This is a genomic window from Candidatus Methylomirabilota bacterium, from assembly GCA_035764725.1.
Classification (GTDB): domain Bacteria; phylum Methylomirabilota; class Methylomirabilia; order Rokubacteriales; family CSP1-6; genus DASRWT01.
Genome location: DASTYT010000047.1, coordinates 32,773 through 51,945 on the forward strand (window position 1 = coordinate 32,773; position 19,173 = coordinate 51,945).

20 protein-coding genes and 1 pseudogene are annotated in these 19,173 nt (G+C 70.4%); 10 read left to right on the top strand and 11 right to left on the bottom strand.

The annotated features are described in order from the left end of the window. Positions 1 to 72 precede the first annotated feature (72 nt). Entirely contained in the window at positions 73 to 1,152 is a 1,080-nt protein-coding gene (locus tag VFX14_07110; GenBank protein ID HEU5189440.1) for a mandelate racemase/muconate lactonizing enzyme family protein, read from the top strand. Between the two features lie 19 nt (positions 1,153 to 1,171). On the opposite strand, the gene VFX14_07115 is transcribed toward VFX14_07110, so the two are convergent. Continuing rightward, on the bottom strand, positions 1,172 to 3,028 hold the full coding sequence (locus tag VFX14_07115; protein ID HEU5189441.1) for a hypothetical protein: 1,857 nt from the start codon (positions 3,026 to 3,028) through the stop codon (positions 1,172 to 1,174). Positions 3,029 to 3,046: 18 nt separating this feature from the next. After that, on the bottom strand, positions 3,047 to 3,508 hold the full coding sequence (locus VFX14_07120; protein ID HEU5189442.1) for a putative lipoprotein: 462 nt from the start codon (positions 3,506 to 3,508) through the stop codon (positions 3,047 to 3,049). Positions 3,509 to 3,691: 183 nt separating this feature from the next. Here VFX14_07120 and VFX14_07125 point away from each other — a divergent pair, with 183 nt between their 5' ends. The 5 genes from VFX14_07125 to VFX14_07145 are packed head-to-tail and all read left to right on the top strand — an operon-like array spanning position 3,692 to position 9,073. After that, positions 3,692 to 5,278, top strand: coding sequence for an ABC transporter substrate-binding protein (locus VFX14_07125; protein ID HEU5189443.1), 1,587 nt, complete (start codon positions 3,692 to 3,694; stop codon positions 5,276 to 5,278). Between the two features lie 13 nt (positions 5,279 to 5,291). Further along, a complete protein-coding gene (locus VFX14_07130) occupies positions 5,292 to 6,215 on the top strand; it encodes an ABC transporter permease (GenBank protein HEU5189444.1) in 924 nt (307 codons plus the stop codon). Further along, positions 6,205 to 7,104 carry an ABC transporter permease gene (locus tag VFX14_07135; protein HEU5189445.1) on the top strand — a complete coding sequence of 300 codons (900 nt, stop codon included), beginning with the start codon at positions 6,205 to 6,207 and terminating at the stop codon, positions 7,102 to 7,104. The genes VFX14_07130 and VFX14_07135 overlap by 11 nt, the downstream gene beginning before the upstream one ends. Positions 7,105 to 7,121: 17 nt before the next feature. Next, positions 7,122 to 8,096, top strand: a complete 975-nt coding sequence (locus VFX14_07140) for an ABC transporter ATP-binding protein (protein HEU5189446.1) — start codon at positions 7,122 to 7,124, stop codon at positions 8,094 to 8,096. Further along, entirely contained in the window at positions 8,093 to 9,073 is a 981-nt protein-coding gene (locus VFX14_07145; protein HEU5189447.1) for an oligopeptide/dipeptide ABC transporter ATP-binding protein, read from the top strand. The genes VFX14_07140 and VFX14_07145 overlap by 4 nt, the downstream gene beginning before the upstream one ends. Before the next feature lie 21 nt (positions 9,074 to 9,094). Here VFX14_07145 and VFX14_07150 read toward each other — a convergent pair whose 3' ends face one another. The 6 genes and pseudogenes from VFX14_07150 to VFX14_07175 all read right to left on the bottom strand — a co-directional run bounded on the left by VFX14_07150 (position 9,095) and on the right by VFX14_07175 (position 14,160). After that, entirely contained in the window at positions 9,095 to 10,042 is a 948-nt protein-coding gene (locus VFX14_07150; protein HEU5189448.1) for a dihydrodipicolinate synthase family protein, read from the bottom strand. Further along, the gene (locus VFX14_07155) at positions 10,042 to 11,397 is read right to left on the bottom strand and encodes an aspartate aminotransferase family protein (protein ID HEU5189449.1); all 1,356 of its coding nucleotides are present in this window, start codon (positions 11,395 to 11,397) and stop codon (positions 10,042 to 10,044) included. The genes VFX14_07150 and VFX14_07155 overlap by 1 nt, the downstream gene beginning before the upstream one ends. 10 nt (positions 11,398 to 11,407) lie before the next feature. Then, a complete protein-coding gene (locus VFX14_07160; GenBank protein ID HEU5189450.1) occupies positions 11,408 to 11,803 on the bottom strand; it encodes a gamma-glutamylcyclotransferase family protein in 396 nt (131 codons plus the stop codon). A gap of 56 nt (positions 11,804 to 11,859) precedes the next feature. Continuing rightward, positions 11,860 to 12,063: pseudogene (locus VFX14_07165) on the bottom strand (thioredoxin family protein). Between the two features lie 12 nt (positions 12,064 to 12,075). Beyond that, positions 12,076 to 12,501 (bottom strand): hypothetical protein, encoded by a 426-nt coding sequence (locus VFX14_07170; protein HEU5189451.1) that lies wholly within the window; start codon positions 12,499 to 12,501, stop codon positions 12,076 to 12,078. 15 nt (positions 12,502 to 12,516) lie between these two features. After that, a complete protein-coding gene (locus VFX14_07175; protein ID HEU5189452.1) occupies positions 12,517 to 14,160 on the bottom strand; it encodes a thiamine pyrophosphate-binding protein in 1,644 nt (547 codons plus the stop codon). A 191-nt stretch (positions 14,161 to 14,351) separates the two neighbouring features. On the opposite strand from VFX14_07175, the gene VFX14_07180 reads away from it, so the two are divergent. From VFX14_07180 to VFX14_07190, 3 genes are read left to right on the top strand one after another with little or no spacing between them, the layout of a single operon-like run. Beyond that, positions 14,352 to 14,501 (top strand): lmo0937 family membrane protein, encoded by a 150-nt coding sequence (locus tag VFX14_07180; GenBank protein HEU5189453.1) that lies wholly within the window; start codon positions 14,352 to 14,354, stop codon positions 14,499 to 14,501. Between the two features lie 10 nt (positions 14,502 to 14,511). Beyond that, the gene (locus VFX14_07185; protein ID HEU5189454.1) at positions 14,512 to 15,021 is read left to right on the top strand and encodes a hypothetical protein; all 510 of its coding nucleotides are present in this window, start codon (positions 14,512 to 14,514) and stop codon (positions 15,019 to 15,021) included. A gap of 10 nt (positions 15,022 to 15,031) precedes the next feature. Beyond that, positions 15,032 to 15,622 (top strand): Fe-Mn family superoxide dismutase, encoded by a 591-nt coding sequence (locus tag VFX14_07190; GenBank protein HEU5189455.1) that lies wholly within the window; start codon positions 15,032 to 15,034, stop codon positions 15,620 to 15,622. On the opposite strand, the gene VFX14_07195 is transcribed toward VFX14_07190, so the two are convergent. Further along, entirely contained in the window at positions 15,619 to 16,242 is a 624-nt protein-coding gene (locus tag VFX14_07195; GenBank protein ID HEU5189456.1) for a LysE family transporter, read from the bottom strand. The genes VFX14_07190 and VFX14_07195 overlap by 4 nt on opposite strands. Before the next feature lie 8 nt (positions 16,243 to 16,250). Next, positions 16,251 to 17,420 (bottom strand): pyridoxal phosphate-dependent aminotransferase, encoded by a 1,170-nt coding sequence (locus VFX14_07200; protein HEU5189457.1) that lies wholly within the window; start codon positions 17,418 to 17,420, stop codon positions 16,251 to 16,253. Here VFX14_07200 and VFX14_07205 point away from each other — a divergent pair. Beyond that, positions 17,419 to 18,060: an SUMF1/EgtB/PvdO family nonheme iron enzyme gene (locus VFX14_07205; protein ID HEU5189458.1), complete on the top strand. Its 642-nt coding sequence runs from the start codon at positions 17,419 to 17,421 to the stop codon at positions 18,058 to 18,060. The genes VFX14_07200 and VFX14_07205 overlap by 2 nt on opposite strands. Here the strand turns inward: VFX14_07205 and VFX14_07210 are convergent. Further along, positions 18,057 to 19,172 (bottom strand): aminotransferase class V-fold PLP-dependent enzyme, encoded by a 1,116-nt coding sequence (locus VFX14_07210; protein ID HEU5189459.1) that lies wholly within the window; start codon positions 19,170 to 19,172, stop codon positions 18,057 to 18,059. The two genes, VFX14_07205 and VFX14_07210, sit on opposite strands and share 4 nt — an antisense overlap. Position 19,173: the final 1 nt, after the last annotated feature.

The following is a 19,173-nucleotide window of genomic DNA, read 5'->3' on the forward strand; positions in this document are numbered from 1 at the left end:
CCTCCCAGGGAAGCTCATACTAAACATACGACGAGTAGTATTGCAAGCCCTCAGCGTCCTATGATCCGGCCCATGAAAATCACGGCGATCGACAGCGTGGTCCTGGCCCTCCCCTGCGCGCCCCCGATGTCCCTCGAGTTCCCCGAGCACCGGATGGTCGCCGTCACGATCTCGACCGACGAGAGCGTGAGCGGGCTCGGCTACACCCTGGCCTTCGCTGGCGGCGGGGCGGAGGCCATCCAGGTGTATCTGGAGACGCGGCTCAAGCCGCTGCTGCTCGGCGAGGACCCCGCCTTCGTCGAGCGCCTGTGGGAGCGCATGTACCGCGCCGACCGCGGCATCAAGCGCCAGGGTGTGGCCGCCTACGGCATCGCGGCGCTCGACATCGGGCTCTGGGACATCGCCGGCAAGGTGGCGGGGCAGCCGCTCTACAAGCTCTGGGGCGCCTACACCGACCGCGCCGAAGCCTACGGCAGCGGCGGCTGGGGCAAGTACCGCGTGGAGGACGTGATCGCCGAGGCCCAGAAGTACGTGGGGCGCGGCTGCCGCTACTACAAGATGAAGATCCACGACCCCGACCCGCGCGTGAACCGCAAGCGCGTCGAGGTGGTGAAGAAGGCGCTGGGCGACGGCGTGCGCCTGATGGTCGACGTCAACCAGAAGCTCGACGTGCTGGGCAATCTCCGCCAGGCGCAGGCGCTGGAGGATCTCGACCTGGTCTGGTACGAGGAGCCCGTCCTCGCCGACGACTTCGCCGCCTGCGCCGAGGTGGCGCACGCGATCAAGATCCCGGTGGCGACGGGCGAGAACGCGTATTCGCGCTACGAGTTCCGCGAGCTGATCGAGCGGCGGGCCGCCCGCTACCTCATGCCCGACGTGTGCCGCGCCAACGGCTTCTCCGAGACCCTGCGCATCGGCCATCTCGCCGCCGCCCACGGGCTCCCGCTCTCACCCCACGTCGTGCACGAGATCTCGCTCCAGGTGGTGGGCGCGCTCTCGAACGGTTTCCTCGTCGAGCTGATGGACTGGGCGCCGCCGGATCTGTTCGTGGAGCAGCCGCGCTGCGAGGGCGGCGTCTTCCGCATTCCCGACCGGCCCGGCCACGGCATGGAGCTGGCGCCGGGCGCGATCGACAAGTACCGCCTTCGCTGAGGCCGGGCGGCAGAGCTCGTCAGGGGTCGGTGGGGCCGGACGCGGGGCGCGGCGCGTAGAGCAGCGACCCCTTGCGGATGTTGAAGAAGACCAGCTCGGGCAGGCTGAAGAGCATCCCGCGCAGACCCGCCCGCAGCGTCGCCCCGTGATCCGCCGCGACCGTGAAGAGGCCCGCCGCGGTCACGCCCAGCCCCGTCACGAGATTCGCCGCGCCCAGGAGCGGCCGCACCGGCAGCGCGTCGTCGGTGAAGAAGAGGAACGCGGAGTCCTCCGGGTGCGGGACATAGAGCGTGGACGTGAGTGTGTTGGACTCGCGCAGGTAGACCTGGATCCGGTTGTCCCGGCGGTACATTGCGGCAAGGGCGGCCAGGCGATACGAGGGAATCTCCGCGTTCTCGGCCACCGCGTAGGCGGCCTTCACCGACTCGGACGAGGTCGCCGGAATGAAGTTCAGCGTACCGTCGAGGGCGATATGGCCTCCGAGGCGGCGCTCCGAGGCCTCGCGCGCGGTGGTGCCCGGCGGCTCTGCGGCCAGGAGCCCGGCCTCGATGGTCCGAAAGATCTCGGTCACGCAGTTCCGGGTCACGACGTTGTAGCCGTCGCGTGCTTCGAGCCGCGCCGCATGGGCGTCCTCGCGGGCGCGGGCCTGCTCGAGGGCGCGAGCGAGCGCCTCTGAGGTGGCCAGCGGGTCCGGAATATCGTCGACCCGCGCGCCCCGAGCCGGCACGCCCAGCCCGAACGGCAGCCGCATGGCCCGTGCTCCATCGAGAGCCGCCGCGATCTCGATCAGCCGATTGCCGGCCTGCTCGAGCGTCGCGAACGCCAGCTCGGGGAAGAGGCCGTCCGACTCGGCGCGGGGGACGAGGCGCGCCCGGGCGGCCGTGAAGTCGCGGCGCGCCTCGTCGAGCAGGGCGCCCGTCGCCTGGGCGCGACGCCGCACCGCCGCCACGGATACGACGGCGGCATCCGCGGGGAAGACATCGAGGAAGATCCAGCGCCCGAGCCGCCGCGATTCCTCGAGAGCGGCAAGGCGCGCCATTCCCACCAGCAACGGAAAGCCCCAGTCTGGGCGGCTCGAGCGCACGAGTCGCACCAGGCTCGCTTCGAGCGCCCGCGCGAGCGGATCCAGCATGCCGAGATCCGCCTCGTCGAGGGCGGGGCCTCCGTGCACGAGCAGAGCCGGCTGGAGCGGCGGTGCCTGGCGAAGGACGTCCAGGGCCAGGAGCGCGCTCAGACCGTGGCGATACCGATCGGCCAGCCCCGCGCGGGCAGGATCGAGCGTCAGAAGCTCTTCGGTGAGACTGGCCTCGAGGCCCGCGATGAAGCCCGCGCCGTGCGCCTCGGCCACGTGCGCGTGGAGGGCGGCCAGGACCGCGCTCCTCTCGCCCGCCGCCGGCGGCGGCGCGTCGAGGCGCGCGGCCTCGAAGAAGTAGCCGGCGCCCTCCACCGTGAGCGGTCGCTCCCCCGCCTGCCCGCGACGCCGCGCGAGCAGCGTCTCGAGGAGGCGGCGATCGGCCGTCAGCCCCCGCTGCGTTCGGAGCCGATGCTCCTGATCGAAGTACCGCTGGGTGAACGCGTCGAGCAGGTGCTGATAGGTCTCGGGCGTCACCGCGAGGCGGTGGAGCGAGAGGCTCCGGTTGTCGAGGATCGTGTAGCGGAACCGCAGCGCATCGAAGGCGTCGCGGCGTATCTGGACGAGGGGCGAGACGTACTCGAAGTGAAAGACCTGGTCGCCGAAGCGCAGCCCGGCGTGGCCCCCGCTCGCCCCGCCTTCATTGGCGTCGGCGTAGATGTACTCGAGGCGCGGGGTCCCGGCCCACGCCGGCGCCGCGGCGAAGACACTCGCCAGGAGGACACCGGCGCGGAGCCAGGTCATGGCGCGACGTCTCGGTGCTTATTTCTCGGCGTCGTAGCCCCGCTTGATCGCTTCCGCCTTCTTGGGATCACCGCCAGCGAGGCCACTCGTGTAGGTGTCCACCTCGACCTGGCTGGCCTTGGCCTTGCCGAGCCCGCGCCCGATGCCCTCGTAGGTTACGAGATTCTCCTCCCAGTTGGTGACCTCGTGCTGCCGAGCGATCTCGCCCAGGCGGGTCTTGAAGTCCGCAATGCGGCCGCCGGACTTCACGAAGGACGCGGTGTAGTCCCGCACGTCCTCCATGTACTTCTGCTCCTTATTGCCCGGGGAGCTGCTGGAGGAGGACTCCGAGGAGGAGGCGGAGGAGTTCGACGAGCTCGCGGAGCTGGCCGAGAGCGAGCAGCCCTGGGCCAGGAGCGGGGCGCCGAGGAGCACCACCGCCAGCACGAGGCGCAGCGACGACCAGGAGATGCCCCAGCGGTGTCCAGCGAGCGTGTTCATCCTCTCCTCCGTGACCTGCCGGTTTAACTGCGAGCCCCCCGCACGCGGCGACCGTGCCGGGACGAACATAGCACAGGGGCTTGCCGCGGGGCCTATCCCAGGGTAGGGTCGGGGGTCATCAGAGGGTCGGCGCAGTCCTTCGTGCAGCGTTCCCACAAACGGTTCACGCGGAGGAGCCAGATCATGACGCGAGCCAAGCGAATCGTCCGGGGTTGCCTGCTCTTCTTGACCGTTCTCGCCCTGGTCATGCCCGGCACCGCCGGCGCGCAGGCCAAGCCCGATCTGACGATCGCGCTGTCGAGCTTCGCCACCGAATCGCTCGATCCGCCCGTCGCCGGCCACCTCGTCAAGTACTACCTCTCCCTGATGTTCGACTATCTCGTGGGGACCACTCCCGACGGGCAGCTCTCCGCCAACGGCGGCATCGCCACCAAGTGGGAGAGTTCGGCGGACCACAAGCGCTGGACCTTCACCCTCCGGAAGGGCGTCAAGTTCCACAACGGGGATGACCTCACCTCGGAGGACGTGAAGTTCAGCCTGGAGCGCGCGGCGGGGAAGCGCTCGACCACCGGCTATGCCGGCCTCCTGCGCACCCTCGTGGCGAGCATCGAGACGCCGGCGCCCGACCGCGTGGTCATCGTCACCAAGGACCCGACCCTCATCATCCCGAACTATCTCTCGCGGGCGCTGTCCAGCGAGGGCATGATCGTGCCCAAGAAGTACATCGAGTCCGTGGGCGACGACGCCTTCGCCCGCAAGCCGGTGGGAAGCGGCCCCTACAAGTTCGGGGAGCAGATCACGGGCTCCCACATCCGCCTGACCGCGCTGGACAACCACTGGCGCATCGGCGCGCCCAAGTACAAGACCGTGACCATCCGCATCGTGCCCGAGGAGACCACCCGGATCGCCCTGCTGCGCCGGGGCGAGGTCGACGTCACCGAGATCAGCCGCGAGCGGGTCGGAGAAGTGGAGAAGGAGGGCTATCCGGTCCACTTCAGGAAAGAAGAGGCCATCCTCAGCATGTGGTGGATCCTCGGGCCGGACGGCATGGTCGCGCCCATGAAGGACAAGCGCGTGCGCGAGGCCATGAACGTCGCCATCGACCGCAACGAGATCGCCCAGTCCATCTTCGCCGGCCGCGCCGAGCCGGCGGCCATCCCGCTGGGCCTGTCCTGGTCCTTCAAGGAGATCGGCCTCAAGGTGACGCCGGACATGATGTATCCCTACGACCCGGCGCGCGCCAAGAAGCTCCTCGCCGACGCGGGGCTCGCCAACGGCTTCAGCCTCGATGCCTACGCTTATCAGCTCCCCGGGCTCCCCGAGGGCAAGGCCTTCGCCGAGGCGGTGAGCGGGTACTGGGAGAAGGTCGGGATCAAGATCAAGCTCATCCCCGTGGACTACCCGGCGTTCCGGAAGAACTGGGTCGATCGGAAGACGCCGGGCTCGATCGGCTATTTCAACATCGCCAATCGCGACTGGATGGGCACGTTCGCGCTGCTGGAGAAGATGGCCTACTCGCCGTCCAAGCCCAACGACACCGTCAACGATGCCGAGGTGGACGGCATGATCTCGCAGGTCGCGAAGCAGACCGACCGCGAGAAGATCAATACCCTCATGCGGAACACCTACACCCGCATCCGCAGCGAGCACCTCGGCATGCCGATCGTATACCTCCACTCGCCCTACGCGGCGTCCAAGAAGCTCGGCAAGTGGAATCCGGGCAGCGTGATGTACGACCTCTTCTTCGACGAGCTCGCGTCGGGAAAGTAGGCGACGGCCGGGCTTGATCCGCTTCGTCCTGTCGCGGCTGCTGCAGTCGCTGGTGGCGCTGGCCATCCTGTCGGTGGTGGTCTTCGTCCTCGCCCGCGCCACCGGCGACCCGCTGCAGCTGATCCTGCCCATGTCGGCCACGCCGGAGGACTATGCGGAGGCCCGGCGCTATCTGGGACTGGATCGTTCCTACGTCGAGCAATATCTCTCGTTCATCGGCCGCGCCGTCACCGGCGACTTCGGCATGTCGATTCGCGCGCGGCGGCCGGTGGTGGAGCTCCTGCAGGAGCGGCTGCCCAACTCGCTCCGCCTCGCCGCCTTCGCCATGGGCATCACCCTCAGCATTGCGTTCCCCCTGGGCGTGATCGCCGCGGTGCGGAAGGGCACGGGCGTCGACCGCGTCGCCCAGGTGGTCGCCGTGCTCGGCCAGTCCTTGCCGACCTTCTGGGTGTCCATCGTGCTGGTGGAAGTCGTGGCGGGGCGGCTGCAGTGGTTGCCGGCGGGCGGCAACGAGGCCGGCCTTGCCAGCTACGTGCTGCCCGGCTTCACGCTCGGCTGGTTCGTCGTGGCGGGCATGATGCGCCTGCTCCGCTCCGGCATGCTCGAGGTGCTGGACTCCGAGTACGTGAAGCTGGCGCGGGTGAAAGGCCTGCTCGAGCCGCGCGTGGTGTGGATACACGCCCTCAAGAACGCGCTGATCCCCGTGGTGACCTTCGCGGGCATCTACTTCTCCATCCTCGTGACCACCGCGATCGTGGTGGAGACGGTGTTCGCCTGGCCGGGTCTGGGCCGCCTGGCCTACGAGGGCATCAGCTCGCGCGACTACCCCGTCATCCAGGCGGTGGTCCTCACCACCGCCGTCATCGTTGCGGTGGTGAACCTCTCCGTCGACTGCCTCTACGCGGTGATCGACCCACGGATCCGCCATGCCCGCTGAGCCGGTGACCCCTGACGCGCTGCCCCTGCCCGACGTTCAGGTGTCGGCGGCGCGCGAGGCCCGCGGCCGCCGCCTGCCGTACTTCTCGCTCGGCATCATCACGCTCTTCGTCCTCGTCGCCATCCTGGCGCCCTTGCTGAGCCCGGCGGACCCCGCCGATCAGTCGCTGCGCAACCACTTCAAGCCGCCGGCGTGGATGGAGGGTGGCACCGCGAAGCACCTCCTCGGCACCGACCGCCTCGGCCGCGACATGCTCTCGCGCATCATCTGGGGCTCGCGGGTGTCGCTCGCCGCCGGCGTCATCACCGTGCTGATCGCCACCGCCTTCGGGGCTGCCATGGGGCTCGTGGCGGGTTACTACGGCGGCCGGGTGGACGCGGTGCTGATGCGCGTCACTGACGCGACCATGTCGTTCCCCGTCATCCTGCTCGCCTTGATCCTCGCAGTGACGGTGGGTCCGAGCTTCACCAACGTGGTGGTGGCCATCGCGGTGATCCTCTGGGCCCGCTTCGCGCGGGTCATCCGCGGCCAGGTCCTCACCCTCATGGGCCTGGACTTCATCGCGCAGGCGCGTATTGCGGGCGCAGGCGCCTGGCGCATCATCACGCGACACCTCTTCCCCAACACGCTCAACACCCTCGTGGTGCTGCTGACCCTCCAGATCGGCTACGTCATCATCGTGGAGGCGTCCCTGTCCTTCCTCGGCGCGGGCATTCCGCCGCCCACGCCGGCGTGGGGCTCGATGATCGCGGAGGGGCGCGAGTTCGTCACCAGCGCGTGGTGGGTCTCTGGTCTCCCCGGGCTGGCCATCCTGTTGGTAGTCCTGGCGTTCAATCTCCTCGGCGACTGGCTCCGGGACACCCTGGATCCCAAGCTTCGCCAGCTCTGAGCCGAGCGCCCACGCCCGTGGCCGTTCCCGTGATCGACGTGCAGGACCTCCGCACGCATCTGGTCACCCGCTGGGGCACGGTGAAGGCCGTGGACGGGGTGTCCTTCAGCGTCGCCGAGGGCGAGACGCTGGGCCTCGTCGGCGAGTCCGGCTCGGGCAAGAGCATGACCTGCCTCAGTCTGATCCGGCTGACCCCCCGCCCCGCCTCGCGCATCGTCAGCGGGCGCATCCGCCTCGACGGGGACGAGCTGACGAGCAAGAGCGAGGCGGAGATGCAGAAGATCCGCGGCCGGAAGATCGCCATGATCCTCCAGGATCCCATGAGCTCGCTGAACCCCGTGTACTCCGTGGGCATGCAGGTGCGCGAGCCGGTGTCCCTCTATCACGGCCTGCGCGGGAAGAGCCTCACCGCGCGCGCCGCCGCGCTGCTGGCCGCCGTGCGGATCCCCGCTCCCGAGACGCGCCTGCGCGCGTTCCCCTTTCAGATGTCGGGCGGCATGCGGCAGCGCGTGGTGGGCGCCATGGCCATCGCGGCCCCGCCGCGGCTCCTCATCGCCGACGAGCCCACGACGAGCCTCGACCTCACCATCCAGGCCCAGTATCTCGGCCTGCTGGAAGAGCTCCAGCACCGGCACCGGCTTGCCATGATCTTCATCACCCACAATCTCGGCATCGTGTCGAAGATCTGCGACCGCGTGGCCGTGATGTACGCGGGCCGCATCGTGGAGATGGGGCCGGTGCGCCAGATCTTCAAGACACCCGCGCATCCCTACACGCGCGCGCTGCTGGATTCCATCCCGCGCCTCGGGGCGCGCCGGGAGCGGCTCACCGCCATCGACGGCCAGCCGCCGGACCTCGCTCGCCTTTCCGGCGGGTGCGCCTTCGCGCCGCGCTGCCCGAAGGTGATGGACCGCTGCCGCGTGGAAGCGCCGCCCGCCTTCCCGGTGGCGCCGGGTCAGACCAGCGCCTGCTGGCTCGACGCGCCCGCATGAGCGCGACGGCGGCGACGGCGCCGCTCCTCGAGGCCGCCGACCTCACCAAGCACTTCACGGTGCGCCGGGGCGCCCTGGGCTGGAGCACCGGCATCGTGCGCGCGGTGGACAGCGTGTCCTTCCGGATCGCGGCGGGCACCACGCTGGGCCTCGTGGGCGAGTCGGGCTGCGGGAAAACGACCACGTCCAAGCTCGTGCTGGGGCTCGAGCAGCCCACCGCGGGGGCCATACGCTTCGAGGGCGTCGAGGTCGGCGGCCTCGATCGATCTGGACGCCGGCACTACCGGAAGTCGGTGCAGGCGGTCTTCCAGGACCCCTACGCCTCGCTCGATCCGCGCATGCGCGTGGGGTCGATCATCGCCGAGCCGCTGGTGATCAACGAGCGCGCGGGGGCCGACGCGCGCCGGCGTCGGGTGCTGGAGCTGCTCGACCTGGTGGGCCTGCCCGCGCGCGCGGCCGAGCTCTTCCCCCACGAGTTCTCGGGCGGGCAGCGCCAGCGCATCGCCGTCGCCCGCGCACTGGCACTGTCACCCCGATTGGTCGTTCTGGACGAGCCGGTGTCCGCCCTCGACGTGTCCATCCGCGCGCAGATCCTGAACCTCCTGCGCGATCTCCAGCGGCGGCTGGGCGTGGCGTATCTCTTCATCGCCCACGACCTCGCCGCGGTGGCCCACATGAGCCACACCATCGCGGTGATGTACCTCGGGCAGATCGTGGAGTGGGGCGACGCCGACGCGGTGGCGCTCCGGCCCAAGCATCCCTACACGCAGGCGCTCTTCGCGGCGGCCTTGCCCATCGACGTGGACGACGCGCCCGAGGCCCCCACCCTGACCGGCGAGGTACCGAGCCCGCTGGCCCCGCCGGGCGGCTGCCGCTTCCACCCGCGCTGCCCCCACGCCATGCCCCGGTGCGCGACGGAGCCGCCGGCCCCGCGCGAGGCGGAGGGGCGCCTGGTGGCCTGCCACCTCTACGAGTGACGAGGGCGGGCGGCAGCGGGTCTAGAGGCTGACGCGCGGCACGCCGCTCGCCTCGAGGGCCGCGCGCATGGTCGCGATCTCCTCCGGCGAGGGCTTCAGCACGGGCGGGCGCACCAGCGCGCTCCGGAAGAGCCCGCGCATGGCCATGCCCTCCTTCATGCGGGCATGCGCATCCCCCGAGGGCTCCCCGGCGCCGTACACCGCCTCCTTCACCGGCCAGATGCGGTCGTTGGCGCGGCGGGCGCGGGGGAGATCGTCTGCCTGCATGGCGGACATGAGCTCGTAGGTCAGCTCGGGAATGAGGCTCGCGCAGCCCACCAGGGTGCCGTCGAGGCCGTGCACGAACGTCGGAAAGAGGTACTCGTCCATGCAGTTCAGCAGCAAGACGTGGGGCGTCTCCGCGCGCAGGGCGCGGATGTCGCGCTCGTACTTGCCGAGGTCGCGCTCACCCATCTTGAAGCCCTTCACCTGAGGAAGGCTCGCCAGGCGCGTCATCAACCGTGTGGAATAGGAGGCCTTCGTGTTGGCGGGATAGACGTGGACGATGAGGTCCAGGCCACTCTCCGCGCCGATGGCCTTGAAGTACTCGTAGACCGCGTCGTCCTTCACGCCGAAGCGGAGCCACATGTGGCACGGCATCACGTCGAGGGTGTCCGCGCCCGCGTGCGCGGCCGCCTTGGCGTGCGCGATGGCCTCGAAGGTGCCCTCGGAGCACACCGCCGAGATTACGCGAGCCCGACCCTTCACCGCGTCGGCGACGACATGGGTCACCTCCGCGCGCTCCTCGGGGAGGAGCGAGCCCACCTCGCCGGTGTGGCCGTTGGTCATGACGGCAGTGACGCCCGGACAACCCACAAGCCACCGCGCGAAGCGGGCGAGCCCGTCCTCGTCCAGCTTCCAGTCGTCCCGGAACGGCACCGCCATCGCCGGGATGACGCCGGAGAACGCCCGCTCCGCGCTGGGGGCCATCACTTGCCCGTGACCGCCTTCACGGCGTCGCGGGTGATCGAGATCATGCGGTCGAGCTGCTCCTCGGAGATCACCAGCGGCGGCGAGAAGAAGATGCTCTCCATGCGCGCCCGGGTGACGAGGCCTCGCTTGGTCATCTCCTGCATGAGGCGCGGCCCGACCTTCTTCTCCGGGTCGAACATCTTCTTCGTGGCCTGGTCCTCGACGAGCTCGACGGCCGCGAGGAGACCCTTGCCGGAGCGGATGTCACCCAGGTTCGGATGCCCGTCGAAGGCGGCGTGCAGGCCCTTGTGCAGGCGCTCGCCCATGACCGCCGCGCGTTCCCACAGGCGCTCGCGCTCCATGATGGCGAGGTTCGCGATGCCCACCGCGCAGCAGGTGGGATGCCCCGAATAGGTGTAGGCGTGCATCCACCGGTCCTCGAGCTTCACCGAGTCCATGGCCTCCTTGATCGCCTTGGATACCATGATGCCGCCGAGCGGGAGATACCCGGACGACACGCCCTTCGCGAACGACATGATGTCCGGCTGCACCTTCCAGTGCTCCATCGCGAACCACCGGCCGGTGCGGCAGAACCCGGTGATCACCTCGTCGGCGATGAACAGTACCTGGTGGCGGTCGCACACCTGGCGGACCAGCGGGAAGTAGTCATCGGTGGGATAGATCACGCCGCCGCCGCCGTGGATGGGCTCGGCGATGAACGCGGCGACGGTGTCCGGGCCCTCGCGGAGAATGGCCTCCTCCAGGAGCCGCGCCGCGGTCTGGCCGGCGGTCTCGCCCGGCTTGGCGCCGTCCTGGCGATAGGGGTAGCAGGTGGGGATGTGGACCATCCCCGGCACGCGCGGCTCGAACATCTTCCAGTAGGGCGCCATACCGGTGGCGCTCATCGCCTGCAGCGTCACCCCGTGATAGGCGTTGATCCGCGAGATGATCTTGACCTTGTCGGGCTTACCCTTGGCCTTCCAGTAGAAGCGCGCGGTCTTGAAGGCCGACTCGTTCGACTCGGCGCCGCCCGAGGTGAAGAACACCGCCTGCATGTTCTTCGGTCCCAGCTCGATGAGCTTGTCGGCGAGCTGAATGGCGGGGACGTTGCTGGAGCCGGTGTAGCAGGAATAGTAGGCGAGCTCACCGATCTGGGCGGCCGCCGCCTTGGCGAGCTCCTCGCGGCCGTGTCCGACGTTGACGTTCCACAGGCCCGCGAGGCCGTCGATGTAGTCGCGGCCCTGGATGTCCGTGACGACGGCCCCGCGGCCGCGCACGTAGACCATCGGCTCCAGATGCTCGCTCGGGTGATGCAGCGGATGGATGAGGTGATCCTGATCGTCCTTGATCAGCTGCGCGGCTTCGAGCGCCATCGGGAGCCTCCTAAGCTATCGGCCTGCGGTGAATGGAGCGCGCGGGCGCGTGCGCCCGCCAGTCGCCGCCGGGAACGGGCACGCCGCGGTCGAGCGGTCCATGATACCAGTAGACGTACGCCTCGACTGGCTTGCTAGTCATCTCGACGGTCACGCGACTGCGATGATACTGGGGTCCCTCGGCGGAGTCCAGCGCCGTCCAGAGCGCGGCGGCGTCGAGGTGGAACACCTCGCCGCGCAGCCGCGCGGCGCCATCGGGAATCGCGCCGGGATAACGCCCGAGGTCGATCAGGCGCGCAAGGATCACGCCCTCCCCGACGAAGGTCGCGCCGCCGGCGATCAGCCCATGGAGCGGGAGCCCGCGCATGAGCGTCCCGTAGGTGAAGAGATACGGGGTCTCGGTCACGGCGGGATGGCCCGCGATGCCTCGCGGGGTGATGCGCGGCGGACGGGACGCGCGCGTCAGCCCACCGCCTTCAGAACGGCGGCGAGAAACTGCGACTCCGGCAGCGCACCCTCGAACTGCACGCGGTCGTTGATCACGATCTTCGGCACCGCCATCACGCGGTAGCGCTGCGAGAGCTCGGGAAACTCCGTCGCCTCGATGCACTCCGCCTTCACCCTGTCCGCCGCCACCGCCATATGCTGGGCCAGGCGCACCGCCCGGGGACAATGCGGTCAGGTGGGGGTGGTGAAGACCTTGATCGTCACGTCCTCGGTGAGGCCGGCCAGCGCCTCCGTGGTCGCCGCGCTGAGCGCGGGCGTGCCGGTGGACACGACGATGATCGAATCGATCAGGTTGGCGAACTCGTACCCGGCGGGAATGCCGAGGAACCGAATGCCGTAGTCGGCGGCGCCCTCGACCACCACGGCGGGCGTCAGCTCGATCCCGTAGGCGGCGGCGCGCTCGCGATCGATGTGGGGGTTCAGCACCTCCACGGTGATCTTGTCGGAGAGCGCAGCGACTTCCTTGACGAGGGCCACCGTCTGCCGATGGGTGTCGTCGCCCAGCTCGGACGCGAAGACGACCACCTTCACGGGCCCGGTGAGCTTGGTGAACTCGTCACGTACCGCCTGCGTATCCGCGTCGGAGAGGTATCCCATGACAGGCAGTGTACCTCAGCGCGCGGGCGCGCCCCGGACGACCTCGAGGGTGCGCCGGTAGCCGGAAGCGTCGATGCGGGCGTCGATGAGGGCGGGGCCCCCGGAGGCCTGGGCGGCCACGAGGGCATTGGCGAAGGACGCCTCGTCCTCCGCGATCCACGTGCGGAGGCCAAAGGCGCGCGCCAGCGCCGGAAACTCGGGCCCCTGGTAGCGCATCGACGCGCCCGCGATCCCGCGCTGCTCCTGCTTGACCTCGATCAGGGACAGCGCCTGGTCGTCGAACACCACGATGAGGATGGGCAGCTGGAGCCGCGCCACCGTCTCGAGCTCGGCAGCCACCATCATGAGGCCGCCGTCGCCCGTGAAGCACACGACGCGGCGGTCCGGGTGGTGGAGCTGAGCGGCGATGGCCGCGGGCAGCGCGAAGCCCATGGTGGCCAGGCCGTTCGAGATCAGGCATTCGCCGAGCTCGATGGCATCCCAGTACGCGGTGACCGGGAACATGTGGGCCCCCGCGTCCACCGTCGCGATGGCGCCGGCGGCGAGGAGCTCGCGCGCGAGCTGCGCCACGCGGTGCGGCGCCAGCCCCGGCACCGGAATCTCCAGCGCGGCGCGGCGCTCGCGCCGCCAGCGGTCCACCGCGGCGACGTCCCAGTCCGCAGCGCTCGCGGAGGCCAGGCGCGGCGCCAGCTCCTCCAGGATCGCGCCCAGCTCGCCCACCACCTCGGCCGCCGGCCGGAAATACGCGCCGCCGCCGGGCGCGGCCAGTCCGGGCGCGTCGGACGGGCAGCGCGTGAGGTTCAGCACGGGGGCCTGATACGGCCACGCGCGCGGGATCAGCTCCACCGGATCCAGGCCGAAGGCGATGATGAGGTCGGCCTGGCGGACGAACGGCTCCTCGAGGGCGCCGCCGGTGACCACGCCCATGGCGAGCGGGTGGGGATCGGGCAGCGCCCCCTTGCCCTTGTAGGTGGTGAGGACCGGCGCGGGCAGGGCCTCGCAGAACGCGCGCAGCCACTTGGTGTCGGCGGACCGGCAACCGAGCCCGGCGAGGACCACGGGGCGCCGCGCGGCGCGGAGAAGCGCGGCCGCGCGCTCGAGCGCGGCGTCCGAGGGGCGCGCGGGTGGCGGCGGCGTCACGCGCGCGGCCACCGGCAGCGCCTCGCGCCCGGCCACGTCCGCGGGCAAGTCCAGGTGCACGGGCCCGCGCGGCTCGCGGAGGGCTAGCTGCACGGCGTGCGCGATCCAGTGGCTCGCGGAGTCCCGTGAGACGGTCTCCGAGCCCTTCACGAGCGCAGCCAGGTGCGCGGGGTGATTCACCGTCTGGTGGGTCGTGAACGCGAGCGCGGCCTCGGGGTGGCGGTCGCTGAAGTAGATGAGGGGCGCGCGGTCGAGCCGCGCGTAGGCGAGGCCCGTGGCGCTGGCGGTGACGCCCGGGCCCAGGGTCGAGAGGGCCGCGCCGGGCACGCCAGTCAATTCCCCGGTCACCGCGGCCATGATGCAGGCCGCCCATTCCTGGTGGGCAAGCACGAACGGCAGGCCCTGCACGCGCGCCGCCTCCAGTAGCTCGAGGTTGGAGCCGCCTCCCGGCACCCCGAAGAGGCGAGGCACGCCAGCCTGGCGGAGCCCCGCGATGAGGAGATCGGCCACCGAAGGCATCAGGAACTGCATTCTTCACCACGGGGTTCCTTTTGTCCATCGCCGGGGTAGTTTCTACCGGGCACCCCCGCGTGGGTGCGCGCGCGGGCGCGCTCTCCGCACGGAACTGGGCGTGATTGCGGCCCTCTCGACCTCGGAGTGACCCGGCACGGCCCTTGCGATGCTCAGGACGGCAAGGGAGGAACACGCTCATGCTCGAGACCGTTGCCGTCGTGCTGCTGCTGCTCTGGGCGCTGGGGTTGGTGACGTCCTACACCTTGAGTGGGTTCATTCACATCCTGCTCGTGGCCGCGGTGATCATCGTCCTCGTGCGGGTGATCCAGGGCCGCCGACCAGTATGACGGCGGCGTTGTGAGCCTCCGTGCCGTCCTCCTCGTGACCGCCGTGGCGACGTTGGCCACGGGCTGCATCACCGCGCCGTCGCCCGATACGCCCACGCGGCCCATCGTGCAGGTGGACAGCGTCGACGCCCGGGCGCGTCAGTTCGGCAACACCACGACCGAGATCATCACGAATCCTACCCTCGCCCCGAAGATCCATGCGCTGTTCGGGCCCGACTGGGCGCTCGAGCCGGGTGCGCGCCTGCGGGCGCCCGCCTCATCGTTCTTCGCCAGCGGCGATCCGCCGCGCATCCTCCGCACCGCGGAGGCCGAGTACGTCGCGGTGAGCGGCTGCGGCCCGGCGGGCTGCGGGCTGCAGCGCGTGCTGCTGCTCGTGCGGCCCGACACCGAGGCCTTGCTCGCCCGCCTCGACGAGGGGGGATTCAGTCACTACTACGCCTATGGCGCGGGACTCACCATGAGCCCCGCCACCCGCGCGCTCCTCGACCGCGCCCGCACCGTCGTCGAGAGGCCCGCCTAGGAGGATCGTGATGACGTTCCAGGTACGCAACGCCCTCAAGCCCAGCGGGCTCAAGGGTATCTCCGACGAGCAGATCGCCCAGCACTGGACGCTCTACGAGGGCTACGTCAAGAACAGCAACGAGGTGCTCGCCGAAGTTGCCAGCATGGAGCGCGGCTCGCGCGACTGGGCCGAGCTCAAGCGCCGGGCCGCCTACGAGGTGGACGGGATGGTGCTCCACGAGCGCTATTTCGAGAATCTCAAGGCCGGCACCAAGATCCACCCGCGCGGCCGGCTGGCCCAGGCCCTCGGCGCCGGGTGGAAGAGCGTCGAGGACTGGCAGAAGGACTTCGCGGCCACCGGCATGATTCGCGGAGTCGGGTGGGCCATCCTCTACCAGGACGTCTCCACGGGTCAGCTTCTCAACTGGTGGGTCGGCGACCACGAGATCGGCCATCCGGCCGGCTGGACGCCCGTGCTCGTGATGGACGTCTGGGAGCACGCCTTCATGGTCGATCACGGCGCCGGCGGCCGGAAGGAGTACGTCGAGGCGTTCCTGGAGAACGTGAACTGGGACATCGTCGAGCGGCGCTTCGAGGAGCGCCGCGCGCAGGCTGCCTAGCCGAGCGCGAACAGCGCCGCCAGACCGAACGCGGTCAGGATGGCGCCGGAGAGCCGGTTCACCCAGCGCATGCCCGCGGGCGAGAACCGCCCGCGGACAGCGCCGGTAATTCCACTCAAGATCAGCCACCACGCCGCCGAGCCGACAAACACCCCGCCCACGAGCATGCTCGCGCCCGCATAGTCCCCGCCCCCGGCCGCGCCGGTCGTTCCGAGGCCGAGCCCGGCGAAGATCGCCACGAAGGACAGGATCGTCGAGGGGTTCGTCAACGTGAGGCCGAGCGTCGAGAGGTAGGCGCCGATGAGCCCCCGGCTCTCCCGCTCGGCGCTACGGGAGGCGGGCCGGGCGAGGAACGTCCGCACGCCGAGGTAGCAGAGGAACACACCGCCGATGAGCCGCATTGGGGTTTGCCAGCGCACGAGGAAGCCGGAGAGCGCGGTGAGCCCGAAGCCCGCCACCGCGCCGTACGCGGCGTCCGCGGTGGCGGCGCCGAGCCCGGAGACGAAGCCCACAGCGCGTCCGTCGGCGAGCGTGCGACGGATGCAGAGGAGGCCGATCGGCCCCACCGGGGCCGCGATCGAGAACCCGATGACGAGCCCGCGAAGGAAGTAGGCGAGCACGCCGGCGTTCAGCCGGCGAGTCGGGCGAGCACGGGCCGCATGCGCTCGAGCGCCTTGCGGATGTTGGCCTCGGAGTTGGCGTAGGACAGGCGGAGATAGCCCTCGCCGTACTCGCCGAAGGCGGAACCGCCCAGCACCGCCACACCGGCCTCGTTCAGGAGATGGCTGGCGACGTCCGCCGACGGCCGCCCGAGCTTCTTCACGTTGGGGAACACGTAGAAGGCGCCTCGGGGCGAGCGACACGTGACCCCGGGCAGCGCGTTCAGGCCGTCCACGATGATGTCCCGCCGGCGCTTGAACTCCGCGACCATCGCATGCACGGGCTGCTGATCGCCCTGGAGCGCGGCAATGCCCGCCCACTGGGTGAAGGACGCCGTGCACGAGTTCGAGTTCACCATGAGCCGCGAGACGTGGTCGGCGAGGTCACGCGGCATCACGCCATAGCCGAGCCGCCAGCCCGTCATGGCATACGACTTGGAAAAGCCATCGAGGATGATCGTGAGGTCCTTCATCCCGGGAAACGCGGTGATCGACGCGAACTCCCCGTCGTAGAGGAAGGACTTGTAGATCTCGTCGGCGATCACCGGGATGCGGTACTTCCGCGCCGCCTCCGCGATGCGTCCGAGCTGATCCCTCTCCAGCACGCCGCCGGTGGGGTTCTGGGGCGAGTTGAGCACGATGAGCCGGGTCTTCGCCGAGACCTTCTTCTCGAAGAGGTCCATGTCGAAGCCGAAACCGGACTCCTCGCGCAGCGGGATCGGCACGCCCTTGCCGCCCACGAAGTTGATCACCGATTCGTAGATGGGGAAGCCCGGGTTCGGGTAGATCACCTCGTCGCCCGGATCTACCAGCGCGGTGATCACGAAGTACATGATGGGCTTGGCGCCCGGTGTGACCACGATCTCGTCGGGCTCCACGGGAAGCTGGCGCGTCGACCCCACGTCCTTGGCGATGGCCTCGCGCAGCTCGGGCAGTCCCGCCGCCGGGCCGTAGTGCGTGGCTCCGCCGTCCAGCGCGCGCTTGGCCGCCTCGCGGATGTGCGCGGGCGTGTCGAAATCGGGCTCGCCGATCTCGAGGTGAATGATCTCCTTGCCCTGGCGCTCGAGGGCCTTCGCCCGCGCGAGCACCTCGAAGGCCGACTCCGTGCCGAGGCGCGACATCCGTTCCGCGAATCGCATGGCGACGGCCATTATACTCGGAGACGTGGAGCTGGTGGACATCGCGGCGGGTTGGCTCGAGACGGTCGATGGGGCCGAGCCGGTGCGACGCGTGTGGGTCGAGGCGTTCGCGATCGGCCGCTATCCCGTGACGAATGCCGAGTACGCGCCCTATCTCGCCGCCTCCGGCGCGGCGCCCCCGCCCTGGTGGACGCATCCCGACTTCGACGACCCCGCCCAGCCCGTGGTGGGTGTGTCCTGGGACGAGGCGCTGGCGTTCTGCGCGTGGGGCGCAGTCGCGCTGGGGCGCGCGCTCACGCTGCCCACGACGGCGCAGTGGGAGCGGGCGGCGCGCGGGGGCCTCGAGCGCGCGCGCTTTCCGTGGGGTGACGCGCATCCCGGAACGGGACGCTTCCCTCGCCCGCCACGGGTCACCGCGGGGCCGGCGAATCCGCTCGGTCTCCACGCGCTGTCGGGCGTGTGCCACGAATGGTGTCTGGACGGCGACCCCACACGCCGCGCCTCGCGGGGCGGCGCCTGGCGACACCAGGACCCCTGGAGCCCGGTGGGGCATCCCTCGTCGCTACCGCCCGGCCTCCGCTACTCGGACTACGGCTTCCGCGTGGTCGCCGCGACGACCACCAGACCTTCCGGCGCCTAGCCGACCGAGTCCAGGGCGGCGAGGAAGCGCTCCACGTCGCCGGCGTCGTTGTAGAGATGCGCCGAGACGCGAATGCGCCCGTCCCCGCCCCAGACCAGGACTCCCTGTTGGGCGAGACGCGCGGCCAGCCCCGCGCCGTCCTCCTCGAGGAAGCAGACATTGCCCGCGCGCTCGGCCGGCGCCTCCGGCGTGACGACCTTGCGGCCGCGCGCGGTGAGGCCCGCGATCAGCGCGGTGCCGAGATCGCGCGCGTGCGCCTCGATCGCTGCGGGGCTCAAGCCTTCCGTGCGCGCGAGGGCGTTGTCGAGCACGAACACGGGAAGCAGGGCGGGGTTCCCCGCCTCCAGGCGCGCGGCGTCCGCGCGCAGCGGCATCGCGAGGGGATCGGTGGATCCGCCGCGCTGCGCGACGCTATGCCAGCCGAGCGTGGCCGGCACGAGGTCGCCCACGCGCGCCGGGTCGTACGCGAAGATCCCCACGCCGAGGGTGGCGAGCAGCCACTTGTAGCAGGCCGACACCACGAAGTCGCAAAGCCCTCCGGTCACCGGCACGACGCCCAAGGCATGCGTGGCGTCCACCGCGAGCCAGGCCCCGCGCGAGCGGCAGAGCTCGGCGCAACGCGCGAGATCCAGGCGCTGGCCGGTGAGGAAGCTCACCTGGCTCACCAGCACGAGCCGCGTCCGCGCGTCTACCGCGGCGGCGAGGGCGTCCATCGACAGATAGTGACCGATGGCCCGCACCACGCGCGGCTCCACGCCCCGATCGCGCAGCGCCGCCACGGGATAGATGAGCGACGGGTACTCGAGGTCGGCGAAGACGGCGTTGTCACCCGCCCGCCAGTCGACCGCGCGCACCGCCTGGTTCAACCCCTCGGAGGCGTGCGCGAGGAAGGCCACGCGGTCCGGCGCCACGCCGAGCCGCGCCGCCACCTTCGCCTTCGCGCCCGCGTAGACGCGGAAGATGGCCTCGCGGCCCGCCATGCCGCCGCTCTTGAGCGCACCGAAGCGGCGGCAGGCCTCGTCGTGCGAGCGGAGCCACGGCGCCTCGCCGCCGGTGCAGAGATGGGTGATGCCGTCCAGGCCGACGAATTCGGACTTCGGGACGAGGCTCATC

Excerpts from the sequence above, each read along its gene's own strand:
- VFX14_07110 (HEU5189440.1), top strand. The coding sequence starts at position 73 with ATGAAAATCACGGCGATCGACAGCGTGGTCCTGGCCCTCCCCTGCGCG.
- VFX14_07115 (HEU5189441.1), bottom strand. The coding sequence starts at position 3,028 with ATGACCTGGCTCCGCGCCGGTGTCCTCCTGGCGAGTGTCTTCGCCGCG.
- VFX14_07120 (HEU5189442.1), bottom strand. The coding sequence starts at position 3,508 with ATGAACACGCTCGCTGGACACCGCTGGGGCATCTCCTGGTCGTCGCTG.
- VFX14_07125 (HEU5189443.1), top strand. The coding sequence starts at position 3,692 with ATGACGCGAGCCAAGCGAATCGTCCGGGGTTGCCTGCTCTTCTTGACC.
- VFX14_07135 (HEU5189445.1), top strand. The coding sequence starts at position 6,205 with ATGCCCGCTGAGCCGGTGACCCCTGACGCGCTGCCCCTGCCCGACGTT.
- VFX14_07145 (HEU5189447.1), top strand. The coding sequence starts at position 8,093 with ATGAGCGCGACGGCGGCGACGGCGCCGCTCCTCGAGGCCGCCGACCTC.
- VFX14_07150 (HEU5189448.1), bottom strand. The coding sequence starts at position 10,042 with ATGGCCCCCAGCGCGGAGCGGGCGTTCTCCGGCGTCATCCCGGCGATG.
- VFX14_07155 (HEU5189449.1), bottom strand. The coding sequence starts at position 11,397 with ATGGCGCTCGAAGCCGCGCAGCTGATCAAGGACGATCAGGATCACCTC.
- VFX14_07170 (HEU5189451.1), bottom strand. The coding sequence starts at position 12,501 with ATGGGATACCTCTCCGACGCGGATACGCAGGCGGTACGTGACGAGTTC.
- VFX14_07175 (HEU5189452.1), bottom strand. The coding sequence starts at position 14,160 with ATGCCTTCGGTGGCCGATCTCCTCATCGCGGGGCTCCGCCAGGCTGGC.
- VFX14_07180 (HEU5189453.1), top strand. The coding sequence starts at position 14,352 with ATGCTCGAGACCGTTGCCGTCGTGCTGCTGCTGCTCTGGGCGCTGGGG.
- VFX14_07190 (HEU5189455.1), top strand. The coding sequence starts at position 15,032 with ATGACGTTCCAGGTACGCAACGCCCTCAAGCCCAGCGGGCTCAAGGGT.
- VFX14_07205 (HEU5189458.1), top strand. The coding sequence starts at position 17,419 with ATGGCGACGGCCATTATACTCGGAGACGTGGAGCTGGTGGACATCGCG.
- VFX14_07200 (HEU5189457.1), bottom strand. The coding sequence starts at position 17,420 with ATGCGATTCGCGGAACGGATGTCGCGCCTCGGCACGGAGTCGGCCTTC.
- VFX14_07210 (HEU5189459.1), bottom strand. The coding sequence starts at position 19,172 with ATGAGCCTCGTCCCGAAGTCCGAATTCGTCGGCCTGGACGGCATCACC.